Annotated in this window: 15 protein-coding genes; 13 read left to right on the forward strand and 2 right to left on the reverse strand. The window is 72.0% G+C overall.

Annotation, left to right across the window (positions count from 1 at the left end):
* Window positions 1-6: 6 nt before the first annotated feature.
* Both IR155_RS11775 and IR155_RS11780 read right to left on the reverse strand, forming a co-directional pair.
* On the reverse strand, window positions 7-1,110 hold the full coding sequence (locus IR155_RS11775; protein WP_135115019.1) for a substrate-binding domain-containing protein: 1,104 nt from the start codon (window positions 1,108-1,110) through the stop codon (window positions 7-9).
* Window positions 1,107-3,017: a heparinase II/III domain-containing protein gene (locus IR155_RS11780; protein WP_228067088.1), complete on the reverse strand. Its 1,911-nt coding sequence runs from the start codon at window positions 3,015-3,017 to the stop codon at window positions 1,107-1,109. Before IR155_RS11780 ends, IR155_RS11775 begins: the two co-directional genes overlap by 4 nt.
* A 153-nt stretch (window positions 3,018-3,170) precedes the next feature.
* Between IR155_RS11780 and IR155_RS11785 the strand changes: the two genes are divergently transcribed.
* From IR155_RS11785 to IR155_RS16005, 13 genes are all read left to right on the forward strand, one after another.
* A complete protein-coding gene (locus tag IR155_RS11785; RefSeq protein ID WP_135115021.1) occupies window positions 3,171-5,147 on the forward strand; it encodes a DUF2264 domain-containing protein in 1,977 nt (658 codons plus the stop codon).
* 41 nt (window positions 5,148-5,188) lie between these two features.
* A complete protein-coding gene (locus tag IR155_RS11790) occupies window positions 5,189-6,493 on the forward strand; it encodes an extracellular solute-binding protein (protein ID WP_135115022.1) in 1,305 nt (434 codons plus the stop codon).
* Window positions 6,494-6,665: 172 nt separating this feature from the next.
* Window positions 6,666-7,619: a carbohydrate ABC transporter permease gene (locus IR155_RS11795; protein WP_135115023.1), complete on the forward strand. Its 954-nt coding sequence runs from the start codon at window positions 6,666-6,668 to the stop codon at window positions 7,617-7,619.
* The gene (locus tag IR155_RS11800; protein ID WP_135115024.1) at window positions 7,619-8,542 is read left to right on the forward strand and encodes a carbohydrate ABC transporter permease; all 924 of its coding nucleotides are present in this window, start codon (window positions 7,619-7,621) and stop codon (window positions 8,540-8,542) included. The genes IR155_RS11795 and IR155_RS11800 overlap by 1 nt, the downstream gene beginning before the upstream one ends.
* Window positions 8,539-9,279, forward strand: a complete 741-nt coding sequence (locus tag IR155_RS11805; RefSeq protein ID WP_135115025.1) for a ferredoxin-NADPH reductase — start codon at window positions 8,539-8,541, stop codon at window positions 9,277-9,279. The genes IR155_RS11800 and IR155_RS11805 overlap by 4 nt, the downstream gene beginning before the upstream one ends.
* A 21-nt stretch (window positions 9,280-9,300) precedes the next feature.
* The gene (locus tag IR155_RS11810; RefSeq protein ID WP_135115026.1) at window positions 9,301-10,476 is read left to right on the forward strand and encodes a glycoside hydrolase family 88 protein; all 1,176 of its coding nucleotides are present in this window, start codon (window positions 9,301-9,303) and stop codon (window positions 10,474-10,476) included.
* Window positions 10,477-10,565: 89 nt separating this feature from the next.
* Window positions 10,566-11,441: a fumarylacetoacetate hydrolase family protein gene (locus IR155_RS11815; protein ID WP_135115027.1), complete on the forward strand. Its 876-nt coding sequence runs from the start codon at window positions 10,566-10,568 to the stop codon at window positions 11,439-11,441.
* Window positions 11,442-11,451: 10 nt separating this feature from the next.
* Entirely contained in the window at window positions 11,452-12,216 is a 765-nt protein-coding gene (kduD, locus tag IR155_RS11820) for a 2-dehydro-3-deoxy-D-gluconate 5-dehydrogenase KduD (protein ID WP_135115028.1), read from the forward strand.
* Between the two features lie 17 nt (window positions 12,217-12,233).
* The gene (gene kduI / locus IR155_RS11825) at window positions 12,234-13,052 is read left to right on the forward strand and encodes a 5-dehydro-4-deoxy-D-glucuronate isomerase (protein ID WP_135115029.1); all 819 of its coding nucleotides are present in this window, start codon (window positions 12,234-12,236) and stop codon (window positions 13,050-13,052) included.
* 325 nt (window positions 13,053-13,377) lie between these two features.
* The gene (locus tag IR155_RS11830) at window positions 13,378-13,851 is read left to right on the forward strand and encodes a hypothetical protein (RefSeq protein WP_135115030.1); all 474 of its coding nucleotides are present in this window, start codon (window positions 13,378-13,380) and stop codon (window positions 13,849-13,851) included.
* 34 nt (window positions 13,852-13,885) lie between these two features.
* On the forward strand, window positions 13,886-14,488 hold the full coding sequence (locus IR155_RS11835) for a signal peptidase I (protein WP_135115031.1): 603 nt from the start codon (window positions 13,886-13,888) through the stop codon (window positions 14,486-14,488).
* Complete coding sequence (locus IR155_RS11840; protein ID WP_135115032.1) at window positions 14,485-15,483, forward strand: hypothetical protein; 999 nt, start codon at window positions 14,485-14,487, stop codon at window positions 15,481-15,483. Before IR155_RS11835 ends, IR155_RS11840 begins: the two co-directional genes overlap by 4 nt.
* A 6-nt stretch (window positions 15,484-15,489) precedes the next feature.
* On the forward strand, window positions 15,490-15,695 hold a 206-nt coding region (locus IR155_RS16005; RefSeq protein ID WP_209306771.1), incomplete at its 3' end, for a hypothetical protein.

Here is a 15,695-nt window from a genome sequence, read left to right on the forward strand (position 1 = left end):
GGCGGGTCAGCGCTGCGGGCCGGAGGAGGCGCGCGCGTGGAGCGCGGGGTTGAGCACAACCCGGTGGACCGGACGCGACGGATCGGCGAGCCGGTCGAGCAGCAGGTCGACCGCCGCCCGCCCGACCGCGGCGCGGGGCGGGGCGACGGCCGTGAGCGCCGGAGTGAAGAGCTGGGCCACCTCGTCGTCGTAGGCGACGATCGACAGGTCGCCGGGCACGGTGAGACCGCGCGAGAGCGCGAGGTCGACGAAGGCCATCGCCTCCGGGTCCGAATGCACGAGCAGCGCCGTGATGCCCGACCGGCGCACCGTGTCGAGGATCGCGTGGACGGTCGCCGAGAACTCCGGGGTGCTGCGGTCGGGAAGAACCCGCTCGACGTGCTCGCCCGGCGTCAGGCCGAGCTCGCGGCACGCGGCGTTCCAGCCCGCGACGATCTTGCGCGAGGTCGGGGAGTTGCGCGAGATCACGAGGCCCACCTTGCGGTGCCCGAGCGAGGCGAGATGCCGGGCGGCCAGCACGGCGCCGTGCGCGTGATCCGTCGTGACCGACTCGGCAGGCGATCCGCCCGGCGGCGTCGCATCGCGTTCCACGAGCACGTACGGAAGGCCGGCGTCGGCGAGCCACTCGAGCACATCCTGCGAGTGCGCGGTGTCGGTGTTCGGGGCGAGGATGAACCCCGACGCGCCCTCCTCGACCATCCGCGCCAGCACGGGGCGCTCATCCTGCAGCTCGTACGACGTGCCGCGCAGCAGCACCGACGCGCCGCGCTCGCCGGCGCGCGCCTCCATGCCGCGCACGACCTCGGGCCAGTAGTAGTTCAGCGACGGCACAAGCACGCCGATCGCTCCCGCGGGGCGCAGCACCCCGTCGGCGCTCACCCGGGGAGCGACCGCCCCCGGCTCGCGCTGGGTCGCGACCGCGCCGCCGTGCACGCGCACGAGCAGCCCCTCGGCCTCGAGCAGCTGCAGATCGCGGCGGAGGGTGACCGCCGCGACGTCGAGCTCGGCGCTCAGCTCGGTCACGCGCACGGCGCCGGCGCGCGAGAGAGCCGACAGGATGTGCGCACGCCGCGCCGCCGCGAGGCGCGGGTTCTGGGCGGGGGCGGTCACGGGGTCTCCTGCGTCAGGGTCACAACGAGCTCGGCCAGGCCACGCACGTCGAGGTCGAGGCGGATGAGGCTGCCGCCCCACACCTCGGTCAGCATCGGGTCGTCGAACTCCTTCACGACGGTCGCGGCGGGAACCCCCGGATCCCACGACAGGATGAGCGGCGGCGCCGCCTCGATCGGCGTCACGCGGGCGCGGCCGGGGGCGAGCTCGACCGCGCCGGCGAGCACAAAGCGCACCGAGGTGTCGGGCTCGTCGTCCTCGTCCTCCCACGGCTCGAGGTCCCACACATCGCGGATGACCACGCGGCGCTCGCCGCGGTCGAGCCGTGCCTCCCGCCGCCAGGACCGCAGGCCGGCGACGTCGTAGGCGTCGGCGAGCTCGAGCGCGAGGGTGTCGGGGGAGTCCTCGACGTCGCGCGCGGCGAACCGGCGGCCGGCGCTCTGACCGGAGCCGCGGATGAACGGCGCCGAGTGCCAGTCGCTCTGCATCATCCACATCGAGTAGCGGGCGGCGCTGAACGTCTGCGCCGTGTACGTCGGGCGGCCGGGATCGACCACCACCGGCACCGCGCCGGACGCGACGATGACCGATCCGACGTCGTTGTGGTTGTGGTTCTCGGCGTTGTGGCCGCCCTTGATCACGAGCGTCAGCCCGCCGTCGCGCTCGCGGGCGACGAGCATCTGCGTGGACGGCAGGAAGACCGAGCCCTCCTCGGCGCTCGGCGTCACGACGGGCGCCGAGCCGCCGAGCCACTCCGGATCGGTGGCGCCGCGGAGCAGGCGGCCGAGCCCCTCCGCCTCGTGCGCAGCCGGCGCACCCTGGGCGCGGTACGACAGCGCGTGCGCGGCGGCCTCGGCGTCGCCGGCGCGGCGCGCGGCCCGCAGCAGCGAGTGCCACGGCTGCGTTCGCGGCGGCAGGGCCTGCCCGTCCGAGACGTTCACGTACCAGCCGTCGCCGAGGTGCATCCGGTGCGGGAAGGCGACGATGCCGCGCAGCGCCGCCACCTCGGGAACCGGATCGAGCTTCTCGCCCGTCGCGTGCGCCAGCACGTCGAGCGCCTCGAGCAGCCGGCAGGCGCCGTTCCACCAGTAGGCGTAGCCCTCGTCGATCGCACCGTCCTCCGGCAGCACGGCGACGTAGCGGTCGAGCCCCTCGATGCACAGCGCGACGATCCTTGCGCGCTCCTCGCGATCGTCGGGGCCATCCAGCAGGCGCAGGGCGGCGACCAGCACGTTGCCGTGGATCCAGGGGTTCCAGTTGTGCACGCGTCCGTCGAGCCCGATCCAGTGCCAGTCGCGCCGGCGGGCGAACGGGTCGAACACGCGCACGCGCGCCTCGTGCCGGAGGCGCTCGCGGACGCCGGGGTAGCGGGAGTCGAGCCGGTCGCCGAGCACGTGGTCGAGCCAGGCGAGCTGCCCCACCACCTCGCCCGCCCCCAGGTCGAGGTACGGGTCGGTCACGGTCGCGAGCACGGACCCGTGCCGGGTGCGGGTGTCGTCGTGGGCGGGCCAGCACCACGAGCTCTGCTCGCACAGCAGCCACGCCCCGTCGACGACCTCATCGAGCCAGCGGTCGGCCTCCTCACCCGGCGGCGTCGCTGCCGCGAGCAGCACGGCGCGGCTCAGCCGCTCCTGACGCGCGAAGGCGGGCGTCTCCCACGAGACGCGGTCGCCGTCGCCGTGATAGCGGGCGGCGGCCGAGGCGAGCGGCTGCGGCCACGGGGTGCCGAGCTCGGCCAGGGCGCGCGAGGCGACATCCGCCACCGTCGCCTCATCGGCCGTCCCCTCCGGCCAGGGCCCGAGCGGAACGGGCAGGGCCTCGTTGGGATCGGCGAGCAGCGTGGCGAGATCGACCTCGCCGAACGCGCGCGCCAGCGGCCCGGTGAAAGCGGGCTCGGCCTGCGACATGGGCATCCTCGTCTCGATGTCGGACTCCGGGGAGCGGGGTAAAAACGATCATAAACGATCGCTTTCGAAGGTAAAGCGTTGAAACGAGCAGAATCGGTTGTTACGCTCCGAATCGCTCCCGCACCGCCGCGGGACAGTTTCGAAGGAGAACCGGTGCAGCCATACCCGACGCGCCCCACGTCGTCGACGGCCGTCTCAGACGACTGGTCTCGCGATGACTGGACCGCGTTCGCCGACCGGCTGCTCGACGGCGCGATGGCGTGGGCCTCGCCCGGCCGCGGCCGCATCACGCCGCCGGGAGCGGCGGGAGGCTACGGCGTCGACGTCGACGGCCTCGAGGGCTTCGCGCGCACCTTCCTGCTCGCGGGCTTCCGCATCGCGGGCGAGCGCGGCGAGGGCGTCGACCACCTCATCGACTTCTTCTCCGACGGCATCCGCACCGGCGTCGATCCGGATGCCCCCGACCGCTGGGTGCGCCTCGACGAGCACCCGCAGGCGAAGGTCGAGGCCGCATCGCTCGCGCTCATCCTGGATCTCACGCGGCCCTGGATCTGGGATCGCCTGGATGCACGGACGCAGGACCGGGTGATCGCCTACCTCGCGCCGGTCGTCGGCGACGACACCTACCCCCGCACGAACTGGCTGTGGTTCCGCGTGGTCGTGCAGACGTTCCTCCGCTCGGTCGGCGGGCCCTGGAGCGCCGACGACATCACCGCCGACCTCGCACTTCACAACTCGCTCGCGCGCGAGGACGGCTGGATGTCCGACGGCGAGGAGCGGGCCTTCGACCACTACGTCGGCTGGGCGCTTCACCTGTACCCGGTGCTGTGGGTGCGGATGTCGGGAGCGCAGGAGCTCGCCGGAGACCGGATCGCCGCCGATGTCGCGGCCCTCGACCGCTACCTGCAGGACGCGATCGCGCTCGTCGGCGCCGACGGCTCGCCCCTCATCCAGGGCCGCAGCCTGATCTACCGCTTCGCCGCTGCCGCGCCGTTCTGGGCCGGCGCGATCGCCGGGGTCCCCTCGATCCCCGCGGGCGCTCTGCGCCACGCGGCCGCCCGCATCGTGGGCCACTTCGCCGCGAACGACGCGCCCGACGACCGCGACCTGCTGACGATGGGCTGGCACTCCGAGTGGCGGGCGCTCGCGCAGTCGTACTCGGGCCCCGCCTCGCCGTACTGGGCGGTCAAGGGGCTGATCGGCATCGCGCTTCCCGCCGACCACCCCGTGTGGGCGACGCCCGCCGAGCCGCTGCCGATCGACGGCGGCGACACGCTGCGCGCGATCGCCGCCCCCGCGTGGATCGTCAGCGCGACCGCCGCCGACGGCATCGTGCGCGTTGTGAACCACGGCACCGACAAGGCGCTTCCCGGCACCCTCGTCGGCGAGTCGCCGCTGTACGCGCGGCTCGGGTACTCGACGGCGACGGCGCCGCTCCTCGACGAGCGCGCCTGGATCGATCCGCTGGAGCAGGCGGTCGCCCTCGTCGACGCCGACGGCACCGCGACCCACCGCTCGGCGATCGAGCCGATCGGCGTCCGCATCGACGGACAGGTGGGCGTCGGCTCGTCGAGCTGGATCGCGCACACCCTCGCCCCTGGACGCTCCGCCGGCCACGGTCAGGGCCTGGCCGGCGAGGCGACCCCGATCGCGCGCGTCACCGTCCACTCCGTCGTCCGCGGGCCGTGGGAGGTGCGCCTCGTGCGCGTCGATCCCCTGGAGGACGGTCCGGATGTCGACGAGCTCACCCTGCGCGTGGGCGGCTGGCCCGTCGCGGGCGAGCGGGTGTTCGCCCAGACCGTCGAGGCCGCCGCGCGGGCGGCCGCGGGCGACGTCACGAGCATCGTGCGCGCGCTCGGCGACGAGCCCGCCGACCCGCGCGTCGTGCAGCGGCTCGACGCGAGCCCGCTCGGCGGTTTCGCGGCGGTTCCCTTCGTCGAACTCGACGTCGCCCCCGGCACGTGGCACGCGCTGCTGCTCGAGCTCACGCGCACCGGCGCGGCGATCGCCGAGCTCGGCAGCCCCACGGCCGAGCTGACCGGCACCGAGGTCGCCATCTCGTGGCCCGACGGCCTGCGCACCACCACCGACCTGATCCATCCCCGTCCCGCCGCCCCGTCGGGGCGATAGGCACCACCTCGCACCCCACCCTGCAGCAAAGGAGCAGCAACATGCGTCATCTCAAGAAGGGCCTGTTCGCCGTCACGGCGGGCATCGCCGCCATCACCCTCGCCGGGTGCTCGGGCGGCACCGGCTCCACCCCGAGCGGCGGCGCCGCCGCACCGGGCGAGCCGGTCACCCTCACCGTCTCGGGCTGGAGCCTCGAGACCACGCCCGAGTTCCAGACCATCGCCGACGGCTTCATGGCGAAGTACCCGGATGTGATGGTGGAGGTCACCGAGTACGACCCGGTCGAGTACAACACCCTGCTGACGACCGACCTCGCCGCCGGCAGCGGCCCGGACATCGTCACCCAGAAGGAGGTCAAGTTCGTCTCGACCTTCCAGGAGGGCGGCCAGCTGCTCGACGTCTCGGACGTCGAGCTGCCCGAGGGCATCGGCGGCACCGCGTCGTACGAGATCGACGGCTCCGCCTACGCCGTGCCGTACCGCCAGGACTCGTGGGTGCTCTTCTACAACAAGGACCTGTTCGAGGCAGCCGGCGTCGAGCTCCCCGACGGCTCGTGGACGTGGGACGACTACTACGCCGCCGCGGCCGAGCTGAAGGACGGCATCGGCGCCGCGAAGCCGATGTACAACCACACCTGGCAGTCGGTGGTGCAGGGCTTCGCGAACGGCCAGTCGGGCGTGAGCGTGCTCGACGGCGACTACGGACACCTGAAGCCGTACTACGAGAACGTGCTCGAGGCGGAGGCCGACGGCCTCCAGACGGCGTTCAACACCGCATCCGCGAACAAGCTCACCTACCAGGGCGAGTTCGGCACCCAGAAGGCCGCGATGCTGCCGATGGGAACCTGGTTCGTCGCCACGCTCATCGCCCAGCAGGCAGCGGGCGAGGCGGACGACTTCGAGTGGGGAATCGCGCCGATCCCGCAGCTCGACGCGTCGACGGCCGGCACCGACAACACCCCGGTGACCTTCGGCGACCCGACGGGCTTCGGCATCAACGCGAACATCGACGAGTCGAAGGCGCAGGCGGCCAAGGACTTCCTCGCCTACGCCGCGAGCGACGAGGCAGCGCAGCTGCTCGCCGAGATCGGCATCACGCCGGCCCTGCAGAGCGAGGGCGTCATCGAGACGTACTTCGGCGTCGAGGGCGCGCCCACCGACGAGCTGTCGAAGTTCGCCTACTCGACGCACGAGACGCTGCCCGAGAACCCCACCTCGAGCAAGACCGCGGCGATCCAGACCGCTCTCGCCGACCTTCACACGGCCGTCCTGTCCGGATCGACGGACATCGACGACGCCATCACGGAGGCCGAGGAGCGCGTGAAGAACGAGGGCCTCGTCGAGTGATCCGGCTGCACCCCGGGGCTGTCGCGGCCCCGGGGTGCACCCGCCCCCCCGCTCTGACTGGTACTCCGCGGGATCACTGGTCCCGCCGGGACCAGTGATCCCGCGCAAGACCAGTCACAGCATCTACGCCGAGCACCACCACCGCTCGCCATCCGATCCACAGGAGCCCCTCATGACGACCACGGCCGTCCCGCCCGCCGCCGCACCGCCGGCCGCCCCGGCGCCCCGCGGGCCGTCGCCGCGCCGCCGGCGATCGAAGCTCGCGGTGCGCAACACGCTCATCGGCTGGAGCTTCATCCTGCCGAACTTCATCGGCTTCGCCGCGCTGACGCTCGTGCCGGTGATCGTGCTGTTCTACATGTCGCTGACGAACTGGAACATCTTCGGCAACGCGCAGTTCATCGGCCTCGAGAACTTCACGAAGCTGATCGGCGACAACAGCTTCCGGGTGGCGTTCCTCAACACGCTCTACTACTCGGTCATGCACATCCCGCTGACCATCGTGGTCTCGCTCGGGCTGGCGCTGCTGCTGAACAACAAGCTCCGGGGCGTGGCGTTCTTCCGCACCGCCGCGTTCTTCCCGTACATCACCTCGATCGTCGCGATCGCGCTGGTGTGGAACCTGCTGCTGAGCCCCGAGTACGGACCGGTCAACGAGATCCTGCGCTTCCTCGGGCTGCAGAACCCGCCCGGATGGTTGACCTCGGCCGACTGGGCGATGCCCGGCGTCGTGATCGTCTCGACGTGGCGCGACATGGGCTACTACATGGTCCTGTTCCTCGCCGGCCTGCAGACGGTGCCGCGCGAGCTCCACGAGGCCGCCCGCGTCGACGGGGCCAGCGCCATCCAGCGCTTCTTCAACGTGACGCTTCCGTGCCTGCGGCCGACGATGTTCTTCGTCACCGTCATGCTGACGATCAACTCGTTCAAGATCTTCGATCTGATCCTCGTGATGACCGAGGGCGGGCCCGGTCAGTCGACCCTCGTCATCTCGCAGTTCATCTACCGCAAGGGCTTCGAGGAGAACCAGTTCGGCTACGCATCCGCGGCGGCCGTCGTGCTGTTCTTCCTCTGCATCCTCGTCACGATCGCGCAGTTCCTGTGGAACAAGAAGAGGAGCGCATGATGGCCGACGCCACCCGCACGCTCGTCACCGGCGAGCGAAACCTCCGCCGCTCCCTCGTCGACCCGCCGCGCCCCGTGCGCGCGGCCGGCGGCGGCAAGCCCCGGCGCGCGGCCCTCCGCGCGCTCGGCTACGCGGCGCTCATCCTGGCGGCCGCCGCGATGCTGCTGCCGTTCTTCTGGATGGTGATGAGCTCGCTCAAGCCGTCGAACGAGGTGTTCACCGCCCCCATCGTCTGGATCCCCGAGATCTTCGTGTGGGACAACTACGTCACGATCTGGACGGACTCGGGGATCGGCACGTGGATCCGCAACACGCTCGTCCTCTCGGTCGCGGTGACGCTCCTGCAGCTGCTGACCGGATCCTTCGCCGCCTACGGCTTCGCGCGGATGCGCTTCCCCGGCCGCGACGTGCTGTTCCTCGCGTACGTGGGAACCATCGCCGTGCCGTGGCAGTCGTACATGATCCCGCAGTTCATGATGCTGTCCGACCTGGGCGTCGTGAACACGCTCTGGTCGATCGTGCTGCTGCAGGCGTTCGGCGCCTTCGGTGTGTTCCTGATGAAGCAGTTCTACGAGACGGTGCCCGAGGAGCTCGCCGAGGCCGCGCGTCTCGACGGGCTGAGCGAGTACGGCATCTGGCGGCGCATCATGCTGCCGCTGTCGGTGCCTGCCCTCGCGAGCCTCGCGCTGCTGACCTTCGTCAACACGTGGAACGACTTCCTCGGCCCGCTCATCTACCTGCGCGACGCCGAGCTGTGGACGATGCAGCTGGGACTGCGCAACTTCGTCACGGGCCTGTACGACGTCAACTACGGCGTCCTGTTCGCGGGCCTGACGATCTCGGTGCTGCCGATCGCGATCATCTTCCTGCTCGGCCAGCGGTTCTTCGTCGAGGGAATCGCGACGAGCGGGATGAAGGGATGACCGTGAGCCGGAGGTTCTCGCTCGGACTCGGGCACTCGACGTATGCCGCGGTGTTCGGCGTCGTCTCGCTCGGGATCATCCTGAACGCGCTGCTTGTCGTCGCGTGCCTGCCGTTCCTCGTCCTGCTGATGACGACGGATCCGGCCCGCTCCTGGCCGCTGCTCGCCCTCGCCGCTCCGCTGTGCGCGCCGGCACTGACCGCTGCCGCCTGGACCTTCCGGGTTCACGGCACCACGGTCTCCGGCGCCGCGGAGGGCGGCGTTGTGCGCACGTTCCTGGCGGGCTACCGCGCCACGTGGCGGCGGGCGCTGCCGCTCGGCGCGCTGGTCACCGCGTTCGTCACGGTCGCGCTCGTCGACGTCCGGATGCTCGCCGAGACGCCCGCCGCGGTGTACGTTGTGCCGCTGCTGCTCGTCGCCACGGTGCTCGCGTGCGGTGTCGCGGTGGTCGCCGCCGTCGCGATCGCCGAGGCCCCGGAGGCGCGGCTGCGCGACATCCTGCGCGCCTCGCTCTTCCTCGCGGTGACGCGAGGGCACCTCACGATCGTGTCGCTTGTGGTGCTCGCGGCCCAGGCCGTGCTGTTCACCGCGATGCCGGCGCTCGCCCTCGGCCTGACCGCCTCCGCCTCGCTGTACCTGGTGTGGGCGAACGGCCGCTTCACCCTCCGGCCGGTGCTGTCCACCGCCGATTCCGACGACGTGACCCACACCCAGGCGGCGCCCGCGGGCGCCCGCTGAGAGGACCAAATGAGCAGCGAGATGACCTCCACGACGCCGGCGCTGGACGCCCGCGTGGCGGCGGCCCTGGCCGACGCCGTCGCCGTGGTGCGCCGCAACATCGACACCTTCGGCGACGCGTACGTCGACGACACGACCCGCGACAACCGGTACGCGCCGCGTCCGGCCCACGGGCAGTTCGCCGCGGGGCAGAACCGCGGCTGGACCACAAGCTTCGTGCCGGGGATGCACTGGCTCGCGTGGGAGCTGACGGGCGACGACGCGTTCCGCGATCAGGCGCTGCGGCACGCGGCCGACTTCGAGCGGCGCCTCCTCGCCGACGAGGATCTCGACACGCACGACCTGGGCTTCCTCTACACGCTCGCCGCCGTGGTGCCCTGGCGGAAGACGGGGGATGAGCGCTGGCGGGCTGCCGGGATCGGCGCCGCCGAGCGGCTGATGACGCGCTTCCTCGAGCCCGCCGGGATCATCCAGGCCTGGGGCGACCTCTCGGATCCGGAGCAGCGCGGGCGCACGATCATCGACAGCCTGATGAACATGCCGCTGCTGACGTGGGCGGGCGAGCAGACGGGCGACCCCCGCTACGCCGACGCCGTGCGCCGGCACACCGCGCAGCTGCGCGACAACATCATGCGCGCCGACGACTCGACGTTCCACACCTTCTACTGGGACGTCGAGACCGGCGAGCCGCTGCGGGGCGGCACCGAGCAGGGGGCGTTCGACGACTCGTGCTGGGCGCGCGGCGAGGCGTGGGGCGTGTACGGTTTCGCCCTGAACTACGAGGCGACGGGAGACGAGACGCTCCTCGAGGCGGCGTGGCGCTGCGCGGAGTACTTCCTCGCGCACCTGCCGGCCGACCGGATCCCGTACTGGGACCTCGTCTACACCGACGGCAGCGACGCCCCGCGCGACAGCTCGGCCGCCGCGATCGCCGCATGCGGTCTCTACGAGCTCGCGGCGTGCGATCCGGATCCCTCCCGCGCCGCCCGCGCCCGCCGCGAGGCGGACGCGCTGCTCGACGCGCTCATCGCAGGCGCCAGGCCCGCCGACCCGGACGACGCGGACGCGCTGATCCTGCACGGCGTGTACGACCTCCCCAAGCGCACCGGCGTCGACGAGGGGACGCTCTGGGGCGACTACTTCTACCTGGAGGCGATCACCCGCCGCACGAACGCCGCGTGGGAGCGCTACTGGTGACCCACCGCGGGGCGTCCCGCCGCCCAGAAGTGATCGAGTGATCGAGTGAACAGGACGAAACGGCCCGTCGCTGGGAGAGTGGATATGCCATGCGATTGATCACCCTGAAGGACGGGATGCGCCCCGCCGCGCTCGTCGCCTCCCCCGACGGAGACCGCGTCATCGACCTCAGTGGGGTCGCCGAGTCGGTCGTCCGGATCCTCGGCGACGCCTCCGCGGCAGACGCGGCGCGCGCCGCGATCGAGGCCGCCGATCCGTCGACCCTTCCGCTGCGGTCGGAGGTCACGCTCGCTCCGCCAGTGACCCCGGGGACGATCTTCGCGATCGGCTACAACTACCGCGGCCACACGGCGGCGGACCCGGACGCGGTCGTCGCCGATCCCGCGCACCCGGACGTCTTCGTGAAGACCGCGAACGCGCTGCGCGGCGCGGACGAGGCGGTCGTGCTGCCGCTGCAGAGCGAGGACGTCGACTACGAGGGTGAGATCGCGCTCGTGATCGGCACGGCGGGCCGCGACATCGACCCCGCGGACGCCCTCGGCCACGTCGGCGGCTACACGCTCCTGAACGACGTGTCGGCGCGCGACTGGCAGAACCGCACGAGCCAGTGGACCCTCGGCAAGAACTTCGACGGCTTCGCCCCGCTGGGGCCCGCCGTCGTGACCCCCGACGAGATCTCCAACCCCGCCGACCTGGTGGTCGAGGTCGAGCGAGACGGCGAGATCACGGTGTCGCAGAGCACCTCGACCCTGATCTTCCCGTTCGCCGAGCTCATCGCCTACCTCTCGCAGGCGGTGACCCTGATGCCGGGCGACGTGATCTCCACCGGCACTCCCCAGAAGCTGACGAGCGCGCTCGCGACCCACCGGCCGCTCGCCCACGGCGACGCCGTCACGATCCGCGTCGCCGGCATCGGCGAACTCACCACGCGCTTTGTCGATCCCCACAAGACCCCCGCACCGTAAGGACCCTCAGATGATCCTCGATCAGTTCCGCCTCGACGGCCGCATCGCCCTCGTGACCGGTTCGAGCCGCGGGCTCGGCCAGGGCGCGGCGCTGGCGCTCGCGGAGGCCGGGGCCGACATCGCCCTGCTCGACCGCGGCGACAACTCCGACACGGCCGCGCAGATCGAGGCGCTCGGCCGTCGTGTGCTGCGCCTTCAGCGCGACTTCGTCTCGGCGAGCGCCGACGACCTCGAGGGCGACGTCGCCCGGGTCGTCGAGCACTTCGGCCGCATCGACATCCTCGTCAACAACGCCGGCACGATCCGCCGCACCGCAGCCGCGGAGCACCCCGCGAGCGACTGGGACGACGTGCTCCACGTCAACCTCGACGCCGTCTTCCACCTGTCGCAGGCAGCGGGTCGGCGGATGCTCGCCCAGGAGTCGGGCCGCATCATCAACGTCGCCTCCATGCTGTCGTTCCAGGGCGGCATCCTCGTGCCCGGCTACACGGCGTCGAAGCACGCGGTGGCCGGCCTCACCAAGGCGCTCGCGAACGAGTGGGCAGCGCGCGGCGTCACGGTCAACGCCGTCGCCCCCGGCTACATGGCAACCGACAACACGCAGGCCCTGCGCGAGGACGCCGACCGCTCGGCGTCGATCCTCGGCCGCATCCCGGCGGGACGCTGGGGCACGCCCCAGGACCTGCAGGGCGTCTTCGTCTTCCTCGCCTCCGAGGCCGCCTCCTATGTCACCGGCGCCATCGTGCCGGTCGACGGCGGCTGGCTCGTCCGCTGACCCGCGAAAGGAACCCCATGGAACAGCGCTACGCCACAAACCCGTCGCAGATCCCCGGCATGACGACCGAGGAGCTGCGCGCCACCTTCCTGCTGCCGGAGATCTTCGTGCCGGGCGAGATCCGCCTGACCTACACGCACCACGACCGCATCGTGCTCGGCGGCGCCGTGCCGGCCGGCTCGCCCCTGCCCCTGCCCGGTTACGCCGAGATCCGCAGCGACTACTTCCTCGAGCACCGCGAGGTCGGCATCGTCAACGTCGGCGGCACCGGCACGGTGACCGCGGACGGCGAGGTCTACGAGCTGGTCAAGGGCGCCTGCCTCTACCTCGGCCGCGGCATCCAGGAGGTTGTGTTCGACGGCGCCGACGCCGCGTTCTACCTGTTCTCTGCCCCCGCGCACACCGCCTACCCGTCGGTGCTCGTCGTCCCCGAGGACGCGACGGTGCGCGAGCTCGGTGACCAGTCGACGTCGAACCGCCGGACGCTGCGCCAGTACATCCACGAGAACGGCGTGAAGTCGTGCCAGATCGTGATGGGCGTGACGTCGCTTCACGAGGGCTCGATGTGGAACACGATGCCGGCGCACACGCACGACCGCCGCACCGAGTGCTACCTGTACTTCGACCTCGCCGACGACGCGCGCGTTGTGCACCTGATGGGCGAGCGCGAGGAGACGCGCCACCTCATCGTCGCCGACCGCCAGGCGATCATCTCGCCCAGCTGGTCGCTTCACTCGGGCGTCGGCACCGCCGCGTACTCGTTCGTGTGGGCGATGGCCGGCGAGAACCAGGCGTTCGACGACATGGATGCCGCGCCGATCGCCGAGCTGAAGTAAGCCACACCCTCACCTGAACGGCCGTTCCGCCTCCTCGGCGGGACGGCCGTTCGTGCGTTTCCTGCCCGACGCAGACCTGTCCCCCAGATGGGGGACAGCGCTTGTCCCCCATCTGGGGGACAAATCCAAAGGTTCCCTTAGGGATCGCTTGATCGTGGCTTGAGTTCGTTTCCCTACTGTTCATCTAGGCGCGGCCGTGAAGACGGCCCGAACCGATCGCCGCCCTCGCCTCAGCCCCCCTCGAGGCCCGTGCGCGGAGCGGCCGCGCCATACCCCCCGAACTCGCGCCGCGCATCACGCTGCGCCCTGCTCAAGGAGCCCCTGCATGTCCACGGACACCCGCATCAGCCGCAGCAAGAAGAAGATCATCGCCGTCCTCGCGGGCGTCGCCGTCGCGGCAGCCGTCAGCGCCTCGGCCTCGACCCTGGGCGGCGCGGGGGTCGAAGCCCTCGGCGCCGACGCCGGCACGGCGGCCTCGGGCGTGACCAAGGGCGTTGTGGTGACGTGGGACACCGCGTTCTCGACCGCGACAAACGAGTACGTGGTCACGGGCGTCACGCTCAAGACCAAGGACGGCGCGACCGAGACCTTCCCGAAGGGCGCCGACGTCAAGCTCAGCGTGCTCGGCAACGCCGCAGGCAAGGCCGCCGACCCGCAGTCGAAGCTCGCGGAGTTCAGCGACCTCAACCTCGCGGCCGCCAAGAACACGATCACGTGGCCGACGTCCATTCCCGCGCAGGACGTGCTCGGCGTCGCGGTCGTCGTCGACGGCAACGCGGTTCCCGCCACCGTCAACTGACGCTCCGCCCACGCCCGCCCGATCCGGAGACCCCGTGACGACCACCGCGACCCTCATCTCGGCCCCTGCGGTCGAGGGGGGCGTCGCCGCGCCCGCGGCCGGATCGCGCGCCGCGCGCCGGTCCGCGCGCTCGCGCGGAAGGGTCCGCGGGGTCGTTGGATGGCTGCTGCTCGCGCTCGCGGTCGTCCTGCTCTGGCCCGCGCAGTTCGGCGGCCTGACAGGCCTCACCGTGGTCAACGGCCACTCGATGGAGCCCGTGTACCGCACGGATGACCTCGTCGCCTCGTTCCGGCAGACGGGCTACGCGGTCGGCGACATCGTCTCGTACCGGGTGCCGCAGGGTCAGCCGGGCGCCGGCGGACGTGTGATCCACCGGATCGCATCCGCGAGCGACGTCGACGGCGAGACCGTCTACACGACGCAGGGCGACAACAATCCGCAGGCAGACCCGTGGACGATCCGCGACGGCGACATCCTCGGCCGCGCGATCGTCGCGGTCCCGGGTGTCGGGGCGGGACTCACGCCGGAGGGCGCGCCCCTCATCCTCGCGCTCTCGCTCGGCGTCATCGTGACCGTCCTCCTGTGGGGAGACGGCGGCCGCGCTCGCGCGCGGAAGAACTCAGACCACCGCCCGTGACGGGGCGGCACGGCGGTCGGCGGGGTCGGGGGATCCCGTCCGGCCAGCTCCTCTTCGCCGGCCGGGGGGTCGGCGGAGGGGGAGCGCGTCGCGGCGTCCTCGCGCACACCGCGCGGGGCGCCGCGGCGCTCATCCTGACCCTCATCGTCCTCGTCGGCGCCGTGAACGCCTCCGCCGCGACGCTCGGCGGGGCGTCGGCGCACTCCCTCGGCGCGGCAAGCACGCCCAACGCGCGGGCGAGCGCGGTCACGATCGACTGGACGGGCACCCCGTCCGGGGCGGCATGGAACGTCGACGGCGCCACCGTGCGCGCGGAGGGTGGCGCCTCCTTCGCGGCGGGCGACACGGTCAAGCTCACCGTCGCCCCGGCCGCCGGTCACACGGGACCCCCGTGCGAGGTGCGCACAACTCCGGCCGCGGCCTCCGCCACCGTCGCCCTCCCGGCAACGGCGTTCGCCGCCTGCGGAGCGCTGCGCTTCGACCGCCTCGGCACCGTCGCGGTGGCGGTCTCCGGCGCGCAGGTCGCGGTCGCCGCCTCCCGCGTCGGCGACGTCCGCTCCGCCCTCACCGCGCACTCCGGTCCCGTGCTCAACGCCGACCGCGCGCTCGTCGCCCGCACCGAGGCGGTCGTCGACGCCGGTGTCGCCTACGTCGGCAGGATCGCCGTGGACGTCACGCGGGGCGCCACCGTCGAGGATCTCGTGGGAGAGCGCCTGGACGTCGCGCTGCTCGGGCCGGACGGAACCGTCCGCGCGCGCGTCGGCGGCGTGATCTCGGCGGCACCGGATGCGCCCGTCCGCGTCACGACCGAGGCCGGATCCGCCGTTCCCACCGTCGTGATCGATGCGCGCGCGAACCTGCCGCGGGCGTCGTGGCAGCGCTCCGCCGACGTGGCGAGCCTGTCGGGACTGCTCCTCGCTCCGCAACGGATCGGCGAGGCGCCGTCCCCGGCCGCCGCGATCCAGATGTCGGGATCGATCGTCCAGGCGAAGTAGCAGAAGGTGACGAGGATCCCCGCGACGAACGAGGCTGCCCAGTACCGGCCGGAGGCGCTCTCGCGGCGGACGACGGTCTCGAGCAGGAACACGACCGCGGATGTGATCACGACCACCGCGGTGATCGACGATGTGGTGAACGGATCGAGCTCGGTCATCTCTCCTCCTCGGCATCGAGGGACGGGGAACCGGAGGACGGGGCACCGGGGGAC

The organism is Microbacterium paludicola (genome assembly GCF_015235415.1).
Lineage (GTDB): Bacteria > Actinomycetota > Actinomycetes > Actinomycetales > Microbacteriaceae > Microbacterium > Microbacterium paludicola.

Bases quoted from the DNA above. Each gene is read 5' to 3' on its own strand.
- IR155_RS11795 (WP_135115023.1), top strand. From the start codon at position 6,666: ATGACGACCACGGCCGTCCCGCCCGCCGCCGCACCGCCGGCCGCCCCG.
- IR155_RS11800 (WP_135115024.1), top strand. From the start codon at position 7,619: ATGGCCGACGCCACCCGCACGCTCGTCACCGGCGAGCGAAACCTCCGC.
- IR155_RS11810 (WP_135115026.1), top strand. From the start codon at position 9,301: ATGACCTCCACGACGCCGGCGCTGGACGCCCGCGTGGCGGCGGCCCTG.
- IR155_RS11790 (WP_135115022.1), top strand. From the start codon at position 5,189: ATGCGTCATCTCAAGAAGGGCCTGTTCGCCGTCACGGCGGGCATCGCC.
- kduI (WP_135115029.1), top strand. From the start codon at position 12,234: ATGGAACAGCGCTACGCCACAAACCCGTCGCAGATCCCCGGCATGACG.
- kduD (WP_135115028.1), top strand. From the start codon at position 11,452: ATGATCCTCGATCAGTTCCGCCTCGACGGCCGCATCGCCCTCGTGACC.
- IR155_RS11780 (WP_228067088.1), bottom strand. From the start codon at position 3,017: ATGTCGCAGGCCGAGCCCGCTTTCACCGGGCCGCTGGCGCGCGCGTTC.
- IR155_RS11805 (WP_135115025.1), top strand. From the start codon at position 8,539: ATGACCGTGAGCCGGAGGTTCTCGCTCGGACTCGGGCACTCGACGTAT.
- IR155_RS11815 (WP_135115027.1), top strand. From the start codon at position 10,566: ATGCGATTGATCACCCTGAAGGACGGGATGCGCCCCGCCGCGCTCGTC.
- IR155_RS11830 (WP_135115030.1), top strand. From the start codon at position 13,378: ATGTCCACGGACACCCGCATCAGCCGCAGCAAGAAGAAGATCATCGCC.